Here is a 16763-nt window from a genome sequence, read left to right as displayed (position 1 = left end):
GTCTGCTGCATGAATGATCCGAGCCCCGGCTCAGTGAGCCCCCCGCACGTTGGCAAACGCACTCACTGCCTGCACCGCCTCGCTGGTGCCCTCACGGATCTGCACGATCACGGCACCGGCGCGGTTGGCCAGGTCTACCCCCAGCGCCGCACGGTCACGGGTGCCGTCCATGCTGGTGATGGCCTGGCGGGTTTCGTTCTGGATCATTGCGATCATGCTGGATATCTCGGATGTCGAGCCACTGGTGCGCGCCGCCAATTGCCGAACTTCATCGGCGACCACAGCGAACCCGCGTCCTTGCTCACCGGCCCGGGCCGCCTCGATGGCGGCATTGAGCGCGAGCAAGTTGGTCTGGTCGGCGATCGCGCGAATGGTGTTGACGATGGCGGTGATCTGTTCGGAGCGCTCGCCCAATTTGGCGATCAAGTGCGAAGAACCGTCGATATCGGCGGCAATGTCGCGCATCCCACTGGCACTTTGCTGAATCACCTCGGCGCCTTTTTCGGCAATGTCCCGGGTGGTCATGGAGATGTGATAGGCCTGGGCTGCGCTGGCGGCATCGGCGGCGTGCTGCTGCACCCTGGCCGTTACGTCCGAGGCGAATTTGACGATTTTGCACAGGCGCCCGCCTGCGTCGTAGACCGGGTTGTAGCTGGCTTCGAGCCATACGGTGTTGCCGTGTTTATCCACGCGTTCGAACTGCCCGCTGAACAGTTCGCCCTGGTTCAGGCGCCGCCAGAAATCGCTGTAAGCTTGGGTGCCGGCGGTGTTCGGGGCGCAGAAAATACGGTGATGCTGGCCCTGGATCTGCGCCAGGCTATAACCCATGCGTTGCAGGAAATTGGTATTGGCCGTGATCACCGTGCCGTCCAAGTTGAACTCGATCACTGCCATGGCCCGACCGATGGCTTCGAGTTTGCCGTTGGATTCGCTTTCGCTTTGCATGCGCGGGGTGACGTCCATGGCGTACTTGACCACTTTGATCAGGCGGCCGGTGTCATCGCACACTGGGTTGTAGCTGGCCTCCAGCCACACCGACTGGCCGTCGCCAGCCACCCGTTCGAACGTGCCGGACTGGAACTGGCCGCTGCGCAGGTTCGTCCACAACTGGGCGTATTCGGCGCTGCGGGCAAATGCGGCGGTGCAAAACATTCGATGGGGTTGGCCCACCACTTGGTCGGCTCGGTAGCGCAAGGTTTTGAGAAAGTTATCGTTGGCCCGCAGCACTTGGCCTTGCGGGTCGAACTCGATCACTGCCATGGAGCGTTCCATGGCGTTCAGCAGGCTGTTCTGTTGATTGAGGGTGTATTGCAGGGTGTCGATCGTTTTCTTATGAGTGTTGAAAAACATGATGGTGTGCTCGAGCAAGCAAGCGTCTGAGGTTATCCATGGTTATGCGCCTGCCCCCGTAAGGCATAGACCCTACGGCTGACGTGCTCATTGCCAGCCTCCGTGTGCTGGCAGTGTGGGTGGAACAACCGGTTCAGAGTGATCAGCCCTACCAGAAGTTCGTCCCAGGACAGGACCTTTTTGGGCGGGTGGCCAGTAAAGGCATTATGGTATCGCTGCGGGAAAACGCGGATATTTCGGACGAGATGTCATTGAGCCACTATCAGGCCGAGCGCGCTAGGCTATCGGTGTTGACGCAGACCCGGTTGCGGCCGGTGTGTTTGGCGGCATACAGGGCACGGTCTGCCGCATTCAGCCAACTGGCTGCATCGTCGTAGACCGGCTGGAAATCCGCCAGGCCGATGCTCAGGCTGACCTTAAGCTCCGGAAGGTGAGGGATGCGATAGTTGCCGAAGGTTTCCCGCAGGCGTTCCATGCGTTGTGCTGCCTTTTCCAGCGACATTTGCGGAAGGATCACACAGAATTCATCGCCTCCATAACGCCCGGCCAGGTCGTTATCCCGTAGGTTGCGCCGTAGCTCCAGGCTCAGTTGCCGCAGCACCGTGTCGCCGACGATATGGCCGTGGGTGTCGTTGATTTGCTTGAAGTGATCGATATCGATCAGCGCGATGGTGGCGTGGCTTTTCTGATGCTGGCACTTGTGGAACTTAAGGTTCAGCAAGTCTTTCCAAGAACCGTGATTGAGCAGCTCCGTGAGGCTGTCGATACGGCTCAGGGCGCTGAGCGTGCGTTTGTGGTCCGACAGTTTTATCGCCAACTGATAGCAGACCATGCCGATAGCCATGGGGTAGAGCGTCAGCATCGGCAGGCAGGCATACACCTCTATCAGCCTGACATTGAGGTTCAGCTGCACGCCAAACAACACCCAGGCCAATCCTGCTCCGAACAATTGGGCCAGCAGCCCGACTAGCAACAAACGTTGGCCGCCGGCGGCCACGTTGTTCATGGCTACCATCGACAGCAGAGTGACGCTGGTCAACGGCGTAAATTGCAGCGTTGCGGTCCAAAACCCGCTGAACAGGGCATCAAACAGCAGGTTGCGCCGTTCAGCGTTGTAGGGAAACTTGGCCCGGATAGCCAGTTGATACGCCACATGAGGCCAGACAAAACCATTGACCAGCAGCGCCGCCCAGATCCACGCAGGCATCCCCAGCGGGTAGAGCGCGGCGGTCACACTGAGGCAGCACATGGCCGCGCCGATGATTCTTGGCTTGTAGATACGCCTGGCAAACGAGATCCCTTTGCCTTGTCGGTTTTCCATAGATACCTGGGTTAGCTGATTTTTTTGTAGATATAAAGGCACGCATTCGCGGGAATTACCGTTGATCGGATAAATCCCGTGAATATTGTCAATTATTCGGGTAGGAATAATCAGTGTCCTTCCAGGCCATTTGCGCAAAAAGGATGGCAGATGCGTCAAAAGCGACCAGGAATGTCGCTGTTGCAACAGTCGTTATGGCTGTGTGCTGGGCTTGATTTCGTAGCCGGCCAGAAACAGGTCGATGGCGGACTCAATCACGCTGGCCTGAGTGGCCGCGTCGAGGGTAGGTTGGCTCAGCGTAATCTGCGGCCAGAATGCAAACGCCTTGAGCAGGCTCTGGATCTGGTGAGCGGCAAAGGCCGGGTCGTTGCCGGATAGCCGCCCGTCTTCTTGAGCCGCGCGGACCCATTGGGTAAAGCCTTCTTCCCGTTGGCTCAAGCGCGTGACCATATCCTGCGCGCGTTCTGGCGAATGGATCGTGGCGGCAATGGCAACTCGGGCCAGGTCGAGAAAGTTGTTATCCGACATCATCTTCATCTTCGCCTCCAGCAACCCGCGCAACTGTTCGCGCAACGGGCGGTCGCTGCTGTAGCAGACGTCTAACTGCGCGACCGTGCTGGCCCAGAGTTGATGAAGGATCTCGGCGAACAATTCTTCTTTGCTCGGGAAATGGTTGTAGACCGTGCGTTTAGAGACCCCGGCAGTGGCGGCGATCTTGTCCATGCTGGTGACCTCAAAACCGTTTTCGCGAAATTCGCTGATCGCCGCGCTCACGATGGCTTCGCGTTTGCGGTCGGTAAGACGTTGAGGGGCAGTCATGGTTGGCGGTCGGCTCTCAGGAGGGAAATTACACTCGGTAGTTTACTTGCTACGGGTTTTGTTGCAATCTTGAAACTACACTGTGCAGTGTAGTTTATGAGCGGACTGTAGGAGTCACTCTGTCATGGCCATGATTTCATCCCGTGTCGTCCCTTCAGCCAAACCCGCCGAGCAGGGTAAGGGCGCTTTCAGCAACGAAGCCCCCGTGCAGCATGGTGGGTTCGGCAAAACGTTGCGTATTTTCTGGAATATGCTGTTTAACAAACCCCGCACAACGCGGCCGGTAGGGGCCATACCCGTCGAACCGCTGACCCGCGAGCAGTTATGGAATGCGCCGGACCACAGTGTGTTTCGCCTTGGGCATTCCACCGTGCTGTTGAAAATGCGCGGCAAGTTCTGGGTGACCGACCCGGTCTTCGCCGAACGCGCTTCCCCATTCAGTTGGGCCGGCCCCCAGCGTTTCCACCAACCGCCGATCAGTCTGGATGAACTGCCTGACCTTGAAGCGGTGATTCTTTCCCACAACCACTACGACCATCTGGACCGCAATGCTGTCATCCAACTGGCCGACAAAACCCGGCATTTCCTCGCGCCGCTGGGCGTGGGCGACATCTTGGTCAAGTGGGGGATAGATGCCAGCAAAGTGCGTCAATTGGACTGGTGGCAGGGCACCGAGGTGGATGGCATTCGTTTTGTTGCCACCCCCGCCCAACATTTTTCCGGGCGCGGCCTGTTCGATGCCAACCAGACTCTCTGGTGTTCATGGGTCATGATCGACGGCCCTCGTCGAGTTTTTTTCAGCGGCGATACAGGCTACTTCGACGGCTTCAAGCGCATCGGCGAACACTACGGCCCCTTCGATCTGACATTGATGGAAACCGGTGCGTACAACGTCGACTGGCCCCATGTTCACATGCAACCCGAGCAAACCCTGCAGGCCCATATCGACCTCAAGGGCCGTTGGCTACTGCCGATCCACAACGGCACCTTCGACCTGGCGTTCCATGCCTGGCACGAACCCTTTGATCGCATCATGGCATTGGCGTGGGAGCGCAATGTGTCGATTGCAACGCCGCCAATGGGACGGGCATTCAGTTTGAATCAGCCAGAGCGTGGGCATGCCTGGTGGCTGGACGTGGAAACCCATGGTGCTCGGGAGCATCTGGCGAGCTGACGAAAGTGTTGTCGAAAAAGGAGTTTTCAAGCTGTTTCAAGGCTGCGACAGGCGACAGTCAAGGGTGCGATCATCCCCCGGAAAATCATCGCAGGGGGGCCATCCGATGGAAAAGGATTACAGGAAACCGTGTTCAAAAATAGTCGTTTGCCCAGTGTTGTCACTGGGGCTGGTGCAGGGCGAATCGACAAAACCCACCTGCGGCCCGCCTCCGGTCTCCGCTGACGCTGGCGGCGCAAAAAAGGGTATTGCTTTCGATACGGCCCCCCAAGCTCGTATTCATCTGGAAAGTCATATTCCGATTCCCGGTTTCAACGCGCCCAGCCTGCCTGCAAAACCCATGCGGGATCCGTCGCTGTCACTCATCGCGTTAAGCGGCGTGGACCCTACCGAGCCGGTGATGGTGGAAGTGCCATTGGTGCAAAACGACACCACCCGCACGGCTACCCCACTTCTGGCTGGCACGCGTGTAGGGTTTGCCGACCGCTACCAGCAGGGCGATGCCCACGCCTCCATTGAGCACTCCGCATCCTTCATGCGCGCACTGGAGAGGCTGCGCCGGGGAGGGGCGTTGCTGTTTCCAGTGTCTGCGCAGCGGTTGGACGCCAGCCTGCAATTCGACCTGCATACCCGCAATGAAATCGATGATCTGATAAACCAATACCGTCTGGATGCCCTGGTGTCGGACAGCCGCAGCGGGGCATTCCATGCTGCTTGCTGGACTGGCTACCCCAAGGTGGGCGAACCCCTCGAAGATGGCGCCACGTTATGGTTTTACGGCGCGCGATGGTCCAGGGACTCTCTGGCGGCGCTGGCACAGGCCTATCGCAACGCCGCTCGGCTGACATCTTCATAACCGCCGTAGGCACGGAATAGGCTGAGTGGCTAAGCTCCATTGGCGTGAGGCGTGGTCGAGTCCATGGCTGCCGCGGTGGAGCCCATCAGCCGTGCAATCATGCTCTGGGCGGCGGGTTCGGTGGGGCTGGCGGCCCACTTGCGAGCGGTCATACCCCATCCCGGTGCGAAGCCCGGGAAGAATACCAACCCTTCAGCCTCCAGCCGAAACGCCAACGCCAGGCGGGTTTCGTCATCGGCCTCGACGTGCTGCTCAAAGCGTTGCACTGCGTCGACCGTCACACCTGCCTGGCGTGCCAGCTCTTCCCGGCTCCAGCCCAACATGGCGCGGGCCTGCACGCAGTGCTTGGCGGTGAATTGGTGCAGCAGGATCTGTTGGTCTACGAAAGAGCTGATTGCCAGAGAGGACATGGAATTTCTCCAGGGTTCGACGAGTGAGGGCAAACTATACTGTTTTTTTGTACAGTTGTTTTGACCGCTCATCAACTGGTGCCGTCTCTTGGCGTTGAGCCGCTTGCTATTGCACCCCTGGCGCCTCGCGAATGATCAGATGGTCCAGGTTCTCGATATCCGCGCTGAACACCCCGAACGTCTGTTCGGGTTTTTTCTTGCTCGGCACCTGTTTCAACTCCGGGGTCACGCCGTAAAAGAAGCAATATAGCGTGCGTTCACTGTCGACAGCCGCTTTGATCTGCTCCAGGAATGCCTTGCGTTTGCGATAGTTCTCGATGAGTTTTTTGCTCAGGTAGACATTCACCGAATAGGGTTTCTTGTCCAGCCATACCTTCTTTTCGAAGTCGATGCGAAAGCTGTTGGTGTAGTCCTTAATCTCTTTGATCTTGCCCCAGTAAATCAGGCCCTTGTTGTCTTGCAGGTATTCGATTTTCTTGAAAAACGTCCAGTAGGTCGCGGTGTGATCGCCGATCTTCAACGGCATGCTTTTCAGCTTGTCCTTATTGTCGATGTTCGACACATAGCACTCCACCGGATGGGCGAACACGCTGGTTTTGTCCGGTGTACTTTCGTGGGAGCTGGCGGGGGAGCCTACGCGTGTTGAAGGTGTTTTCGTCGGATCTTGTGGGATTTTCTCTTCGCTACCGGGCAGTGCGGTGTTGCGTGGGTAAGTACGTCGCGTCAGTACAAATTCCGATGGGAAATTGTCCTCTCGCTCGTCGTCGCTTTCGCCGGCAGCGCCCTTGTGCGTGCTGGCGTAACGACAGCCGTCGATATGCTGGGTGGCCGGGGAGTTCTTGAAGTGTGGCGTGCGAAGGTAGTTGACGTTTTTCGCGTTGAAGGTGGTCAGCACGTTGCTCGCTTGGAACGCAGCGCGGCACACGTCGTTGGGGCACAGAAAGCTGTCCTTGTCAGAGTCGAAGGCGACGGTTTCGTCGAAATTCAGCTCGCGCACATCATAGATCGATAGCTTTTCGTCGAGACTCAGGCAGTAGGCCGTGTCGAATTTCATAGGGCTCGGGTCCGTGAGAAAGTTCGCTATTAATAGCCGGATCCTGGGTAAATATCAGCAAGAACCTGCAACCCGCCGCCCACTCAGAAAACACAAGGTGCCGCCCAGCGCGGTCAACGCACCCAGGGCGTAGAACATGCTGGTGGGCGCTGCGTTGATCAACAGATAGCCGCAGATCACCGGGCTCATCGCCCCGCCGAACGCCGCCAGGTTCTGTGCGCCGTAGTAACTGCCACGCAGCGCTTGCGGGGCGATGGTGTCGATAAACAGGAACTCTGATGGGTAGATGATCATCTCGCCCAAGGTGAACACGAACATTGCCACGCACCAGCTCAGCAGACCGTCCGCGAGGCTGAAGCCAACCAACCCGGCGATGAACAGCGTGGTGCCCAGCACGATCCAGTAGCGTAATTGCTCACGCTTGAGGAAGCGGCCGATCTGGTATTGCATGGCGATCACGGTAACGGCATTGCATGCCAGCACCGCTGACAGAATTTTCAGCGCCTGCTCCGGCTTGTAGGCCACCAGCAGAAACTGTGACAGATAAAGCGTATAGCGCCCGTGGACAATGGTGCTGAACAAGCTGCCGCTGGTGAACAGGATCAACGTGCGATCGTTGCGCAAGGTGCGCAGCGTGCTGAGAAAACTCAGTGGCTTGACGCTTTCGTCGCGTTGAGTGGGCGGGATGCCGATCATCAGGAACACACTGCCCAAGGCAATCGCGCTGGCGATCAAAAACGGCGCCAACGGCATATGCCCGGCTATCACTACGCCCACCATGGGGCCGGTGGCGTAGCCGACGTTGGTCAGGGTGTAACGCAGGGAAAACACCTTGGCCCGTTCCCCCACCGGCAGGTTTTCGCTGATGATCGCCTTGGAACCGATCAAAAACAGGGCCGAGGCGGCTTCGGTGATCACCAGGGTCAAGGTGGTGAGGTAGAGGTTGCTGGCAAAGGTCAGCAACAGAAAACCGATGGAGCTGGAGAGCATCGCCAGGATCAACAGCTTGCGTTTTTCCAAACGATCGATGATGTAGCCGCCATACAAGCCCAACAGTGTGGCGATAAACACCGCGACGCCCATCAACAGGCCGATGTCCTGCTGGTTGAGGCCCAGGCGGGTGCTCAATAGCAGCGCCAGCAACGGGCTGGTCATGGCGCGGCTGACCACGATGGTGACCGAGCAGATCATCAAGCGGCGGATTACCAGGGAGTAGGTGGCCACGGTGAAGGCGAGCTTCCTAAAGAGTACTTAACGACAACACAGATCAAAGGTGGGAGGGGGCTCGCCCCCGATAGCGGTGTATCAGACAAGCATCAGTTAACTGAACCACCGCTATCGGGGCAAGCCCCTCGCACATTTTCAGACCGTGTTGTTACTGGCCGGCATTGATGGTGATCTTCTCGACCGCCCCTTGCTCCAGGTCCCACTTCTTCAGAATCTTGCCGTAGGTGCCGTCATCAATCATGGCCTGCAACGTCTCACTGATCGCCGTGACCAGCTCGGTGTTGCTCTTCTCGATGCCCAGCCCGGTGAATTGCTTGGAAATCGCCAGGCCCACCGGCTTGTACTTGCCCTTGTCCAACGACATCAGATACGGAATGGTTTCGCTGCCCTGCATCGCTGCATCCAGGCGGTTCTGCTGCAACTGCGCTCGCGCGTCCGCCGAACCTTCGGTACCGATCACTACGATGCCTGGCTTACCCGCCGCTTCGCAGTGTTCCTTGCTCCATGCGGTAATCTCCGATGGCCAAGTGGTGCGGCGGCTGGTGCCGACTTTTTTACCGCACAAGTCAGTCAATTCCTTGATCTCTTCACGCTTGGCCAGGGTGTACAGCTGTGGGCCGCTGGTGAAGTAGTCGATAAAGGTCACCGATTTCTGCCGTTCGGCGGTGTCGGTCATGCCTGACAGCACGATGTCCACGCGCTTGGTGGTCAGGCCGCTGAGCATTTGCTCGAAGCCGGTTTCCTGCCATTTGATCTTTACACCCAGGCGCTCGGCCAACGCATTGCCCAGGTCAAAGTCAAAACCGGTGAGTTTGTTGGTGGCCGGGTCTTTGAAATCCATCGGCGGGTAGTTCGGCACGATGGCCGCGCTGATTTCGCCTTTGTCCTTGATGGCCGCCGGCAAGGCGAACACAGCAGTGGAGGCCATCAGGCCGGCGAGCAGGGTAGGGATAAACAGGTTTTTCATGGGGACGTTCTCGTTAGTTATTTAGTTAAGTGCGAACGGCAGAAATAAAGCTTTGGGTACGCGGGTTTTGTGGGCTTATTAGAATTTCTTCGGGGCTGCCGGCTTCCACAATCTGGCCGGCGTCCATAAACACCATGCGGTTGGACACTTCACGGGCGAAGCCCAACTCATGGGTGACCACGATCATGGTCATGCCGGTGGTGGCTAAATCGCGCATCACCGACAGCACTTCTCCTACCAGCTCCGGGTCGAGGGCCGACGTGGGTTCGTCAAACAGCATCAACTTGGGACGCATCGCCAGGGCGCGGGCAATCGCCACACGCTGCTGCTGACCGCCGGACAATTCCACCGGATAGGCATTGCGCTTGTCCGCCAGGCCGACGCGGGCCAGCAGCTCCATGGCATCTTCGATGGCCTCTTTGGGCGAGCGTTTGAGCACCTGGCACGGGCCTTCGATGATGTTCTGCAGCACGGTCATATGCGGGAACAAATTAAAGCGCTGGAACACCATGCCGGTGGCCAGGCGTTGGCGGGCGATCTGCACTTCGTTCATCTCGTGCAGCTTGTTGCCGACCACCCGGTAACCCACCAGCTCGCCGTCGACCCATAGGCCGCCCTTGTCGATTTTTTCCAGTTGATTGACGCAGCGCAGCAAGGTGCTTTTACCCGAGCCGGACGGGCCGATGATGCACATCACCTCGCCTTGCTCGACCTCGATATTGATGTCGCGCAGCGCGTGATACTGGTCGTAATACTTGTTCAGGTTGACGGCCTTGACGATGCTTCTCATGGGGCAAATCTCCTCAACCCAGACTTACGAACGCTTGCCGGCGCCGCGGGCAAAGCGACGCTCCAGGCGGCTTTGGCCAAATGAAAGAACGGTCACCACCGCCAGGTACCAGATGCCCGCGACGATCAGCAGCTCCATGACCCGGGCGTTGGCGTAGTAGATGTTTTGCGCGTTGTGCAGCAGCTCCGAGTACTGAATCACGCTGGCCAGGCTGGTCATTTTCACCATGCTGATGAACTCGTTGCCTACTGGCGGAATGATCACGCGCATGGCCTGCGGCAGAATGATCCTACGCAGCGCCTGCAGACTCGGCATGCCGATGGATTTGGCCGCTTCGTACTGGCCGGTATCCACCGAGAGCAAACCGGCGCGCACCACCTCGGCGGTGTAGGCACCCTGGTTGATGCTCAGGCCGAGCAGGGCGGCCACGAATGGCGTCATCAGGTCGACGGTGTCGATGCTGAACAGGCCCGGGATCGCAATCACCGGGAAGATCAATGCCAGGTTGAACCACAGCAGCAGTTGCAGAATCAGTGGCGTACCACGGAACAGCCAGGTGTAAGTGATGGCCACGTAGCGCAGGATCGGGTTGGCCGACATGCGCATGATCGCGGTGATCACGCCGATCACCACGCCCAGCGCCATGGCCAGGATCGACATGACGATGGTGTTCACCAGGCCCCACAGAATGGCCTCAGACGTGAGGAACTGACCGATGTAGGACCATTCGATCTGGCCATTGGCGAATGCGCGCAACAGTGCGGCCAGGACGATCACAATCAACGTGGCGAAGAACATGCGCCCGTAATAGCGCCGCGGCACATGTTCGTACTGGGTGATATCGAACTGGTTCTCGGACTGCTTGCGCTCGGCTTGCAAGCGCTCGGCAGGGGTTGGGTTCATGGTGATTCTCCAAAAAAGCGATTACCGCTGTACTCGGTGCAACTGTTGAAATGCGGTCAAAATGTGGGAACTGGCTTGCCTGCGAAAGCGCCAGTGCAGGCACCACCTATTCCAGTGGCTCAAAGCCGAAACCCCAGGTAACTCTCAGCCCATTTCTGCTGCTCAGCCAACGCCACCTTCAACCGCCCGATCTGCTCGCGCACCCGCTCCGGCGCCGTCCCACCCCAGCCACTGCGCGCAGCAATCGCCGCTTCCAGGGTCAGGCAATCGCGCACTTCAGGGGTCAACCGCGCATCCACCTCGGCCAGCATCGCCGGCGAGGCTTCCCACAATTCGATCTCATGCTTCTCACAGGCCTGCACCAAAGCGCCGGTGATCTCGTGGGCCTCCTTGAACGGCACGCCACGGGTGGCCAACCAATCGGCCACTTCGGTCGCCAAGGTAAAACCCATTGGGGCCTGGCGCCGCAGCTCCTCCACCTGCACCTTCATGGTTGCGACCATCCCGGCCATGGCCGGCAGCACCAGCAGCAGGGTGTCGACGCTGTCCAGCACGCTGTGCTTGTCTTCACTCAAATCGCGGTTGTAGGAGAGTGGCAACGACTTGAGCGTCGACATCAACCCGGTCAGGTTGCCGATCAAACGTCCGGCCTTGCCCCGTGCCAATTCGGCAATGTCCGGGTTCTTTTTCTGCGGCATGATCGAGCTACCGGTGGCGTAGGCATCGTCCAGCACGACCCAGCGAAACTGGCGCGACGACCACAGGCAAAACTCTTCGGACAGCCGCGAAATATTCACCCCGAGCATGCCCGCCACAAACAAAAATTCCGCTACATGATCGCGGCTGGCCACGGCATCGATGGAGTTTTCGCAGGGTGCGCTGTAGCCCATTTCCTCAGCCGACTGCTGCGGTTGACGCGCAATCGCGGAACCTGCCATCGCCGCCGCGCCCAACGGCGACAATGCCGTGCGCGCATCCCAATCCACCAGGCGCTGTACGTCACGCAACATCGACTGGGCGTGAGCCAGCAAGTGGTGGGCGAACACAATCGGCTGGGCCTGCTGCAAGTGGGTAAAGCCCGGGCAGATACTCTCGATATGCTGTTCGGCTTGGGTCACCAATGCCTGCTGCAACCCCAGCACCTCGGTGGCGATGGTGCGCGCATGGTCCCGTAGGAAAAGGCGCAGATCATTGGCCGTCTGATCGTTGCGCGAACGCCCGGCGCGCAGCTTGCCGCCGAGGGCGCCGAGGCGCTCGGTCAGGACGCGTTCGATAAAGGTGTGGACGTCTTCGTCATCCCGGGTCGGATGCAGGCGGCCGGCGGCGAAATCCTCGCCGATAGTGTCCAGTGCTTGCAGCGTGCGCAGGGTCTCCGATTCGTCCAGCAGCCCGGCGCGCTGCAACTCACGGGCATGGGCGCGGGAGCCAGCCAGGTCGTAGGGCGTCAGGCGGAAATAACGCTCAGGGCAACGGGACAGCGCCGCCAATGCCGCGGACGGGCCACTCTTGAAACGCGCGCCCCAAAGGCGGTCGGTGGGCTGAGACATAGGTGTTCCTCACGCTTGTTTTTAGAAGAGTCGGAGGCAGTAAAAGTAAGTTTTCAATCGGGTTGAACCGGCGTCTGACGCACCGTATTCAAGGTTGCCAAGGGCGGTTGTTTATGTTCATTATCGCCGCCTGGCTGTATTCAAGGATTGGGTCAAAGCCTGTTTGAATATGGCACTAGAGGTCAACGCGTATTATGGAAACCCCACTTTCCAATTCTGGAAACATAGCGCCAAAACCCGGCACTCGACCGCCTTTGCAACTGAGCGGCCTGGACTTCAAATTGCTCCGGGTATTTATGGCCGTGGTCGAGGCGGGAGGCTTCAGTGCCGCGCAAAACGAGCTGAACGTGGGCCTCGCGGCCATCAGCAAACAGATTTCCGACCTGGAAATCCGCATCGGCATGCGCCTGTGTACGCGGGGCCGCGAAGGCTTCGGGCTGACCGAAGAAGGCAAGCTGGTGTATCAGGCGAGCATTGAGTTATTTGCTTCGGTGGACAGTTTCAGAGACAAGCTTAGTTCGGCGCAAAACGAGCTTATTGGTGATCTTAGTGTCGGAGTTATTGATAACACCGTCTCCGATGTTAATTCACCATTGATTAAAGCCCTGGGCGCCTTACATAGCCAATCGCCAAAAATAAGATTGCGCCTACATGCCTCGCAATTGGATGAAGTTGAGCGCGGCGTAGTGGAAGGGCGCTTGATCGTCGGTATTGTTCCCGTATACCAGCGCCGCGAAGAATTCGACTACTTCCCGCTCTACGAAGAAAGGGCCCACGCCTACTGCGCCGTAGGACATCCGCTGTTCACCGCGAACGACATCACGCCTGAGGTGCTGCGCCAATATGAAGTGGTCAACCATCGGTATGCGATCCATCGCGATAAGAGCCATTTCGTCAACTACGACAGCCAATCGGCCTCAGCCTCCCAGGTCGAAGCCGTCGCCATCCTGATCCTTACCGGCCGCTTTATCGGTTTCTTGCCCGAACACTACGCCACACCGTTGGTAAGGGAAGGGCGCCTGCGCGCACTGTGTCCGGAGCAGGTTCACCTGAGCACGGCGTTTAACCTGATCCTGCGCCACAACGCGCCGAGAAGTCCGCTGGTAAAAGCCTTTGCCACCGCCCTCGGCGTAAATCTCAAAGCCACCCCATAAACCCTTCGCCGAACACAGATCAACGGGCTGCAAAAGGTCAAATGTGGGAGGTGCCGAGCTTTAGCGAGGCTGCGATGGGACCGACTCGGTTTCCCTGTCGAACGTCTCCACCCGCATCACCGCTGCAAACGAGCGCGCTTTTTCTTCTTCGCATGAAAATGCCGAAAATGCGCATCCTGCGCTGCCGCCAACAACTCCCGATCCCCACGCGTATCGCCCCAGGCCCGCAGTCGATACTCCCCCAGATCCCCGTACACCGCCTCAAGCCGCAGCACTTTATTCTCACAACGGCAGTTATTGCCGGTGAGCTTGCCGGTCAACACCCCGTCGACCACCTCCAGCTCCGTGCCAATCAACTTGATCCCAAGCCGATCGGCAAATGGCTGCAGCACCAACGCCGGCGATGCCGAGCACAGCGTCACCTCCGCCCCCGAGCCCAACTCCTGCTCCACCGACAGCACCCCCGCCGGGCGCATCAGCCGCGCCCAATTGCGCTGGCAGTACTCTTCGGCTTTCTGCTGCACCCACGTCTTCTCCACCCCGGTCATAAAGGTGCGGATCAACTGCGCCTTCAACTCGTCCCGGCTGATCTGCCGCAACAAAAAACGCAGCCCCGGCACCGCCAGCTTGACCATCCGGCCATAAAACTCGCCGCTGCCGAAGGCAAACTTGAGGAAGGGCACGAAACTGTCGTGGTGGGTGAGGGTGCCGTCGAAGTCAAAGACGGAGAGTACTTTGGCATCAACGGGGCCGGCTTCGAGCATGTCTGGGTTCACGGGTTGGCCTCGGTCCTATCTAGTATTTTTTTCGTGCATCAGGTGTGACAGCAGGAGTTTACTCCCGTGCCAATCTTCCGATCTGGTGTAGAGCGCTTCGGTGAAAGCACCCCGGTCGCTGATCGGTGACAACGCTGATGGCAATTGGGGCACAAGGCTACAGCATTGGTGATGCGATCCGAACCCTTCTGGGGGCAGGTGCTTGCGTTGATGTACTTCAAGAAGTGGCCGGCCCCCAAAAATAAGCCTGCCCCCACCCAGGCCTCTATAGATGCGCCATCCGATCTAGTTGATCAGTGGCTTGACGCAGCGCGATCGTCTGGTCACAAAAGCGTTCGCGCAACGCGCGGAGTCTTTTTTCCTGTTGTTCTAAAGGGAATCTTGCAGGGTCGTCGAGTATTTCCTTGGCGCTCAATTGAATGATCCTGATGTTGTCCAGAATCAGGTCTACGCAGGCTTTCGCTTTCAGGTAGTCCCTTTGGGCCTGGTGTTGTGCTTTCAGAACAATACCGCTGGCGATGAGGCTGCCGCCCGCTGCTGCGATGGTGTAACTGACAAACGATGAGGCGAGTTTGAGATGGGTGAAAAATTTAGAAACTGTACCGTTTTGAGAACCCAGATCCAGGCCGTACGCGATGTACCCGCCCCCCAGCGCCAATAGAAAACCAATTAGATACAGGGCAAATGGTTGTCTGTAGAGTCTTCCCGAAAGAATGCTCCAGGCACCAAGAGCGAGTAGGGCGATGCTGATAAGTGTGAAGACAAGCATTTCCATGCTGTAGGTCCGATCCTGAGTTTTTGTCAAAAAAAAGAGCTGCCGTGAGCAGCTCTTTTTACTGTTACTTGTTAATCAATCCCAGCTCAGCGCACCGCCGGTCTGGTACTCGATCACGCGGGTTTCGAAGAAGTTTTTCTCTTTCTTCAAGTCCATGATCTCGCTCATCCACGGGAACGGGTTGGTGGTCCCCGGATACTCTTCCTTCAAGCCAATCTGCGACAGGCGACGATTGGCGATGAACTTGAGGTAATCCTCCATCATCGCCGCGTTCATGCCCAATACACCGCGTGGCATGGTGTCGCGCGCGTATTCGATCTCCAGTTGGGTCCCTTGCAGGATCATCTGGGTCGCTTCTTCCTTCATCTCGGCATCCCACAGGTGTGGGTTTTCGATTTTGATCTGGTTGATCACGTCGATACCGAAGTTCAGGTGCATCGACTCATCGCGCAGGATGTATTGGAACTGCTCGGCCACGCCGGTCATTTTGTTGCGGCGGCCCATGGAGAGGATCTGGGTGAAGCCGCAATAGAAGAAGATGCCTTCCAGTACGCAGTAGTAGGCGACCAGGTTGCGCAGCAGTTCTTTGTCGGTGTCGACGGTGCCGGTTTCGAACTTCGGATCGGAGATCGAACGGGTGTACTTCAGGCCCCAGGCGGCTTTCTTCGCCACCGATGGGATCTCGTGGTACATGTTGAAGATCTCGCCTTCATCCATGGCCAACGATTCGATGCAGTACTGGTAGGCGTGGGTGTGGATCGCTTCTTCGAAGGCCTGGCGCAGGATGTATTGGCGGCACTCCGGGTTGGTGATCAGGCGGTACACGGCCAGCACCAGGTTGTTGGCGACCAACGAATCGGCAGTGGAGAAGAAGCCCAGGTTACGCATGACGATGCGGCGTTCGTCGTCGGTAAGGCCTTCGGGGTTTTTCCACAGGGCGATGTCGGCGGTCATGTTGACCTCTTGCGGCATCCAGTGGTTGGCGCAGCCGTCGAGGTATTTCTGCCAGGCCCAGTCGTACTTGAAAGGCACGAGTTGGTTGAGGTCGGCGCGGCAGTTGATCATGCGCTTTTCGTCGACGGCGACGCGGGCGGAGGCGCCTTCGAGTTCGGCGAGGCCTTCGGCGATGTCGAGTTTGTCCAGGGCGGCCTTGGCGCGCACGATGGCGGCGGAGTCACTGGCGGTGACGGCGCGGGCTTCGATGGCGGCGGCGGCGCCGGCACCGTCGAGGCGGTCCATGTTGGCTTCGGTGGCGTGGCCGGCGTTGGCGCCTTTGGTGGCTACTTCGCCTTCATCTTCTTTGTCGAATTCGTCCCAGCTCAGCATGACGTGTCGTCTCCTGCGTGAGGGCTCCAAGGTGCCCGTGTGAAACCGGATGGTTGGGTGTTCACACGGCCCGAGGGCCGCGGTGGATCTTAAGGAATCGTTTCTTGCAACAGCTCGCGCAGGCATTAAACGGAAATTGCGTAACGGGTGCGCTGCGTGAGGCTTGAGGGGCGGAGCGGTCGGTGCTGGCTCCGGCGATGGCCTCAGGTCTGGCTCTTCGTCCCTGTGTAAAGGGATATTGCAGGCCCGATTTACCCGCGCATTATAGGGAAAAAATCGGCTTTGTGTTGCGGCGGATGGTCACGATTGACCGC

The 16763-nt window shown here is 58.4% G+C and carries 15 protein-coding genes and 3 pseudogenes; 3 read left to right on the top strand and 15 right to left on the bottom strand.

All coding sequences use genetic code 11. The features are described from left to right. Positions 1-30: 30 nt before the first annotated feature. The 4 genes and pseudogenes from HRH33_RS26805 to HRH33_RS20920 all read right to left on the bottom strand — a co-directional run. Positions 31-468: pseudogene (locus HRH33_RS26805) on the bottom strand (methyl-accepting chemotaxis protein); the annotation flags it as partial. Between the two features lie 111 nt (positions 469-579). Continuing rightward, positions 580-1272 (bottom strand): annotated as a pseudogene (locus tag HRH33_RS26800) (PAS domain-containing protein); the annotation flags it as partial. Positions 1273-1612: 340 nt separating this feature from the next. Next, positions 1613-2671 carry a diguanylate cyclase gene (locus HRH33_RS20925; protein WP_167416705.1) on the bottom strand — a complete coding sequence of 353 codons (1059 nt, stop codon included), beginning with the start codon at positions 2669-2671 and terminating at the stop codon, positions 1613-1615. A 192-nt stretch (positions 2672-2863) separates the two neighbouring features. After that, positions 2864-3490: a TetR/AcrR family transcriptional regulator gene (locus HRH33_RS20920; protein ID WP_167416706.1), complete on the bottom strand. Its 627-nt coding sequence runs from the start codon at positions 3488-3490 to the stop codon at positions 2864-2866. Between the two features lie 124 nt (positions 3491-3614). Here HRH33_RS20920 and HRH33_RS20915 point away from each other — a divergent pair, with 124 nt between their 5' ends. Both HRH33_RS20915 and HRH33_RS20910 read left to right on the top strand, forming a co-directional pair. Next, a complete protein-coding gene (locus HRH33_RS20915) occupies positions 3615-4664 on the top strand; it encodes an MBL fold metallo-hydrolase (protein WP_094066975.1) in 1050 nt (349 codons plus the stop codon). A 106-nt stretch (positions 4665-4770) separates the two neighbouring features. After that, positions 4771-5520, top strand: coding sequence for a hypothetical protein (locus tag HRH33_RS20910; RefSeq protein WP_243269792.1), 750 nt, complete (start codon positions 4771-4773; stop codon positions 5518-5520). 29 nt (positions 5521-5549) lie between these two features. Here the strand turns inward: HRH33_RS20910 and HRH33_RS20905 are convergent, their stop codons facing one another. The 7 genes from HRH33_RS20905 to argH form a co-directional block, all read right to left on the bottom strand. Beyond that, positions 5550-5930, bottom strand: a complete 381-nt coding sequence (locus tag HRH33_RS20905; RefSeq protein WP_034099984.1) for a helix-turn-helix domain-containing protein — start codon at positions 5928-5930, stop codon at positions 5550-5552. A 106-nt stretch (positions 5931-6036) separates the two neighbouring features. Further along, the gene (locus HRH33_RS20900) at positions 6037-6984 is read right to left on the bottom strand and encodes a hypothetical protein (protein ID WP_167416707.1); all 948 of its coding nucleotides are present in this window, start codon (positions 6982-6984) and stop codon (positions 6037-6039) included. A 54-nt stretch (positions 6985-7038) separates the two neighbouring features. Then, positions 7039-8208, bottom strand: coding sequence for an MFS transporter (locus HRH33_RS20895; protein WP_034099980.1), 1170 nt, complete (start codon positions 8206-8208; stop codon positions 7039-7041). Between the two features lie 151 nt (positions 8209-8359). After that, positions 8360-9178, bottom strand: a complete 819-nt coding sequence (locus HRH33_RS20890) for an ABC transporter substrate-binding protein (RefSeq protein ID WP_034099978.1) — start codon at positions 9176-9178, stop codon at positions 8360-8362. 25 nt (positions 9179-9203) lie between these two features. Beyond that, a complete protein-coding gene (locus HRH33_RS20885; protein WP_034099976.1) occupies positions 9204-9968 on the bottom strand; it encodes an amino acid ABC transporter ATP-binding protein in 765 nt (254 codons plus the stop codon). Positions 9969-9992: 24 nt separating this feature from the next. Further along, on the bottom strand, positions 9993-10871 hold the full coding sequence (locus HRH33_RS20880; protein WP_034114941.1) for an amino acid ABC transporter permease: 879 nt from the start codon (positions 10869-10871) through the stop codon (positions 9993-9995). A gap of 119 nt (positions 10872-10990) precedes the next feature. After that, positions 10991-12418 carry an argininosuccinate lyase gene (gene argH / locus HRH33_RS20875; RefSeq protein WP_167416708.1) on the bottom strand — a complete coding sequence of 476 codons (1428 nt, stop codon included), beginning with the start codon at positions 12416-12418 and terminating at the stop codon, positions 10991-10993. A gap of 194 nt (positions 12419-12612) precedes the next feature. On the opposite strand from argH, the gene HRH33_RS20870 reads away from it, so the two are divergent. Next, positions 12613-13572, top strand: a complete 960-nt coding sequence (locus HRH33_RS20870; RefSeq protein ID WP_034139060.1) for a LysR family transcriptional regulator — start codon at positions 12613-12615, stop codon at positions 13570-13572. A gap of 116 nt (positions 13573-13688) precedes the next feature. On the opposite strand, the gene HRH33_RS20865 is transcribed toward HRH33_RS20870, so the two are convergent. The 4 genes and pseudogenes from HRH33_RS20865 to HRH33_RS20855 form a co-directional block, all read right to left on the bottom strand. After that, positions 13689-14336 (bottom strand): HAD-IB family hydrolase, encoded by a 648-nt coding sequence (locus HRH33_RS20865; RefSeq protein ID WP_034139059.1) that lies wholly within the window; start codon positions 14334-14336, stop codon positions 13689-13691. Between the two features lie 27 nt (positions 14337-14363). After that, positions 14364-14582, bottom strand: a pseudogene (locus HRH33_RS26795) (HNH endonuclease); the annotation flags it as partial. Positions 14583-14613: 31 nt separating this feature from the next. Then, positions 14614-15123, bottom strand: a complete 510-nt coding sequence (locus HRH33_RS20860) for a hypothetical protein (protein ID WP_167416709.1) — start codon at positions 15121-15123, stop codon at positions 14614-14616. A gap of 75 nt (positions 15124-15198) precedes the next feature. After that, complete coding sequence (locus tag HRH33_RS20855; RefSeq protein ID WP_173603546.1) at positions 15199-16449, bottom strand: ribonucleotide-diphosphate reductase subunit beta; 1251 nt, start codon at positions 16447-16449, stop codon at positions 15199-15201. Positions 16450-16763 lie beyond the last annotated feature (314 nt).

Origin of the sequence: Pseudomonas rhodesiae, assembly GCF_013285305.1 — a bacterium.
GTDB classification, from domain to species: Bacteria; Pseudomonadota; Gammaproteobacteria; order Pseudomonadales; family Pseudomonadaceae; genus Aquipseudomonas; species Aquipseudomonas rhodesiae.
The sequence above is the reverse complement of the archived record's forward strand: the minus strand, read 5'-3'. Positions and strand labels throughout refer to the sequence as shown.

What these genes read in the sequence shown, in the direction of transcription:
- HRH33_RS20915 (WP_094066975.1), top strand. Translation starts at nt 3,615, where the DNA reads ATGGCCATGATTTCATCCCGTGTCGTCCCTTCAGCCAAACCCGCCGAG.
- HRH33_RS20890 (WP_034099978.1), bottom strand. Translation starts at nt 9,178, where the DNA reads ATGAAAAACCTGTTTATCCCTACCCTGCTCGCCGGCCTGATGGCCTCC.
- HRH33_RS20870 (WP_034139060.1), top strand. Translation starts at nt 12,613, where the DNA reads ATGGAAACCCCACTTTCCAATTCTGGAAACATAGCGCCAAAACCCGGC.
- HRH33_RS20925 (WP_167416705.1), bottom strand. Translation starts at nt 2,671, where the DNA reads ATGGAAAACCGACAAGGCAAAGGGATCTCGTTTGCCAGGCGTATCTAC.
- HRH33_RS20865 (WP_034139059.1), bottom strand. Translation starts at nt 14,336, where the DNA reads ATGCTCGAAGCCGGCCCCGTTGATGCCAAAGTACTCTCCGTCTTTGAC.
- HRH33_RS20910 (WP_243269792.1), top strand. Translation starts at nt 4,771, where the DNA reads ATGGAAAAGGATTACAGGAAACCGTGTTCAAAAATAGTCGTTTGCCCA.
- HRH33_RS20860 (WP_167416709.1), bottom strand. Translation starts at nt 15,123, where the DNA reads ATGGAAATGCTTGTCTTCACACTTATCAGCATCGCCCTACTCGCTCTT.
- HRH33_RS20880 (WP_034114941.1), bottom strand. Translation starts at nt 10,871, where the DNA reads ATGAACCCAACCCCTGCCGAGCGCTTGCAAGCCGAGCGCAAGCAGTCC.
- argH (WP_167416708.1), bottom strand. Translation starts at nt 12,418, where the DNA reads ATGTCTCAGCCCACCGACCGCCTTTGGGGCGCGCGTTTCAAGAGTGGC.
- HRH33_RS20920 (WP_167416706.1), bottom strand. Translation starts at nt 3,490, where the DNA reads ATGACTGCCCCTCAACGTCTTACCGACCGCAAACGCGAAGCCATCGTG.
- HRH33_RS20900 (WP_167416707.1), bottom strand. Translation starts at nt 6,984, where the DNA reads ATGAAATTCGACACGGCCTACTGCCTGAGTCTCGACGAAAAGCTATCG.
- HRH33_RS20885 (WP_034099976.1), bottom strand. Translation starts at nt 9,968, where the DNA reads ATGAGAAGCATCGTCAAGGCCGTCAACCTGAACAAGTATTACGACCAG.
- HRH33_RS20855 (WP_173603546.1), bottom strand. Translation starts at nt 16,449, where the DNA reads ATGCTGAGCTGGGACGAATTCGACAAAGAAGATGAAGGCGAAGTAGCC.
- HRH33_RS20905 (WP_034099984.1), bottom strand. Translation starts at nt 5,930, where the DNA reads ATGTCCTCTCTGGCAATCAGCTCTTTCGTAGACCAACAGATCCTGCTG.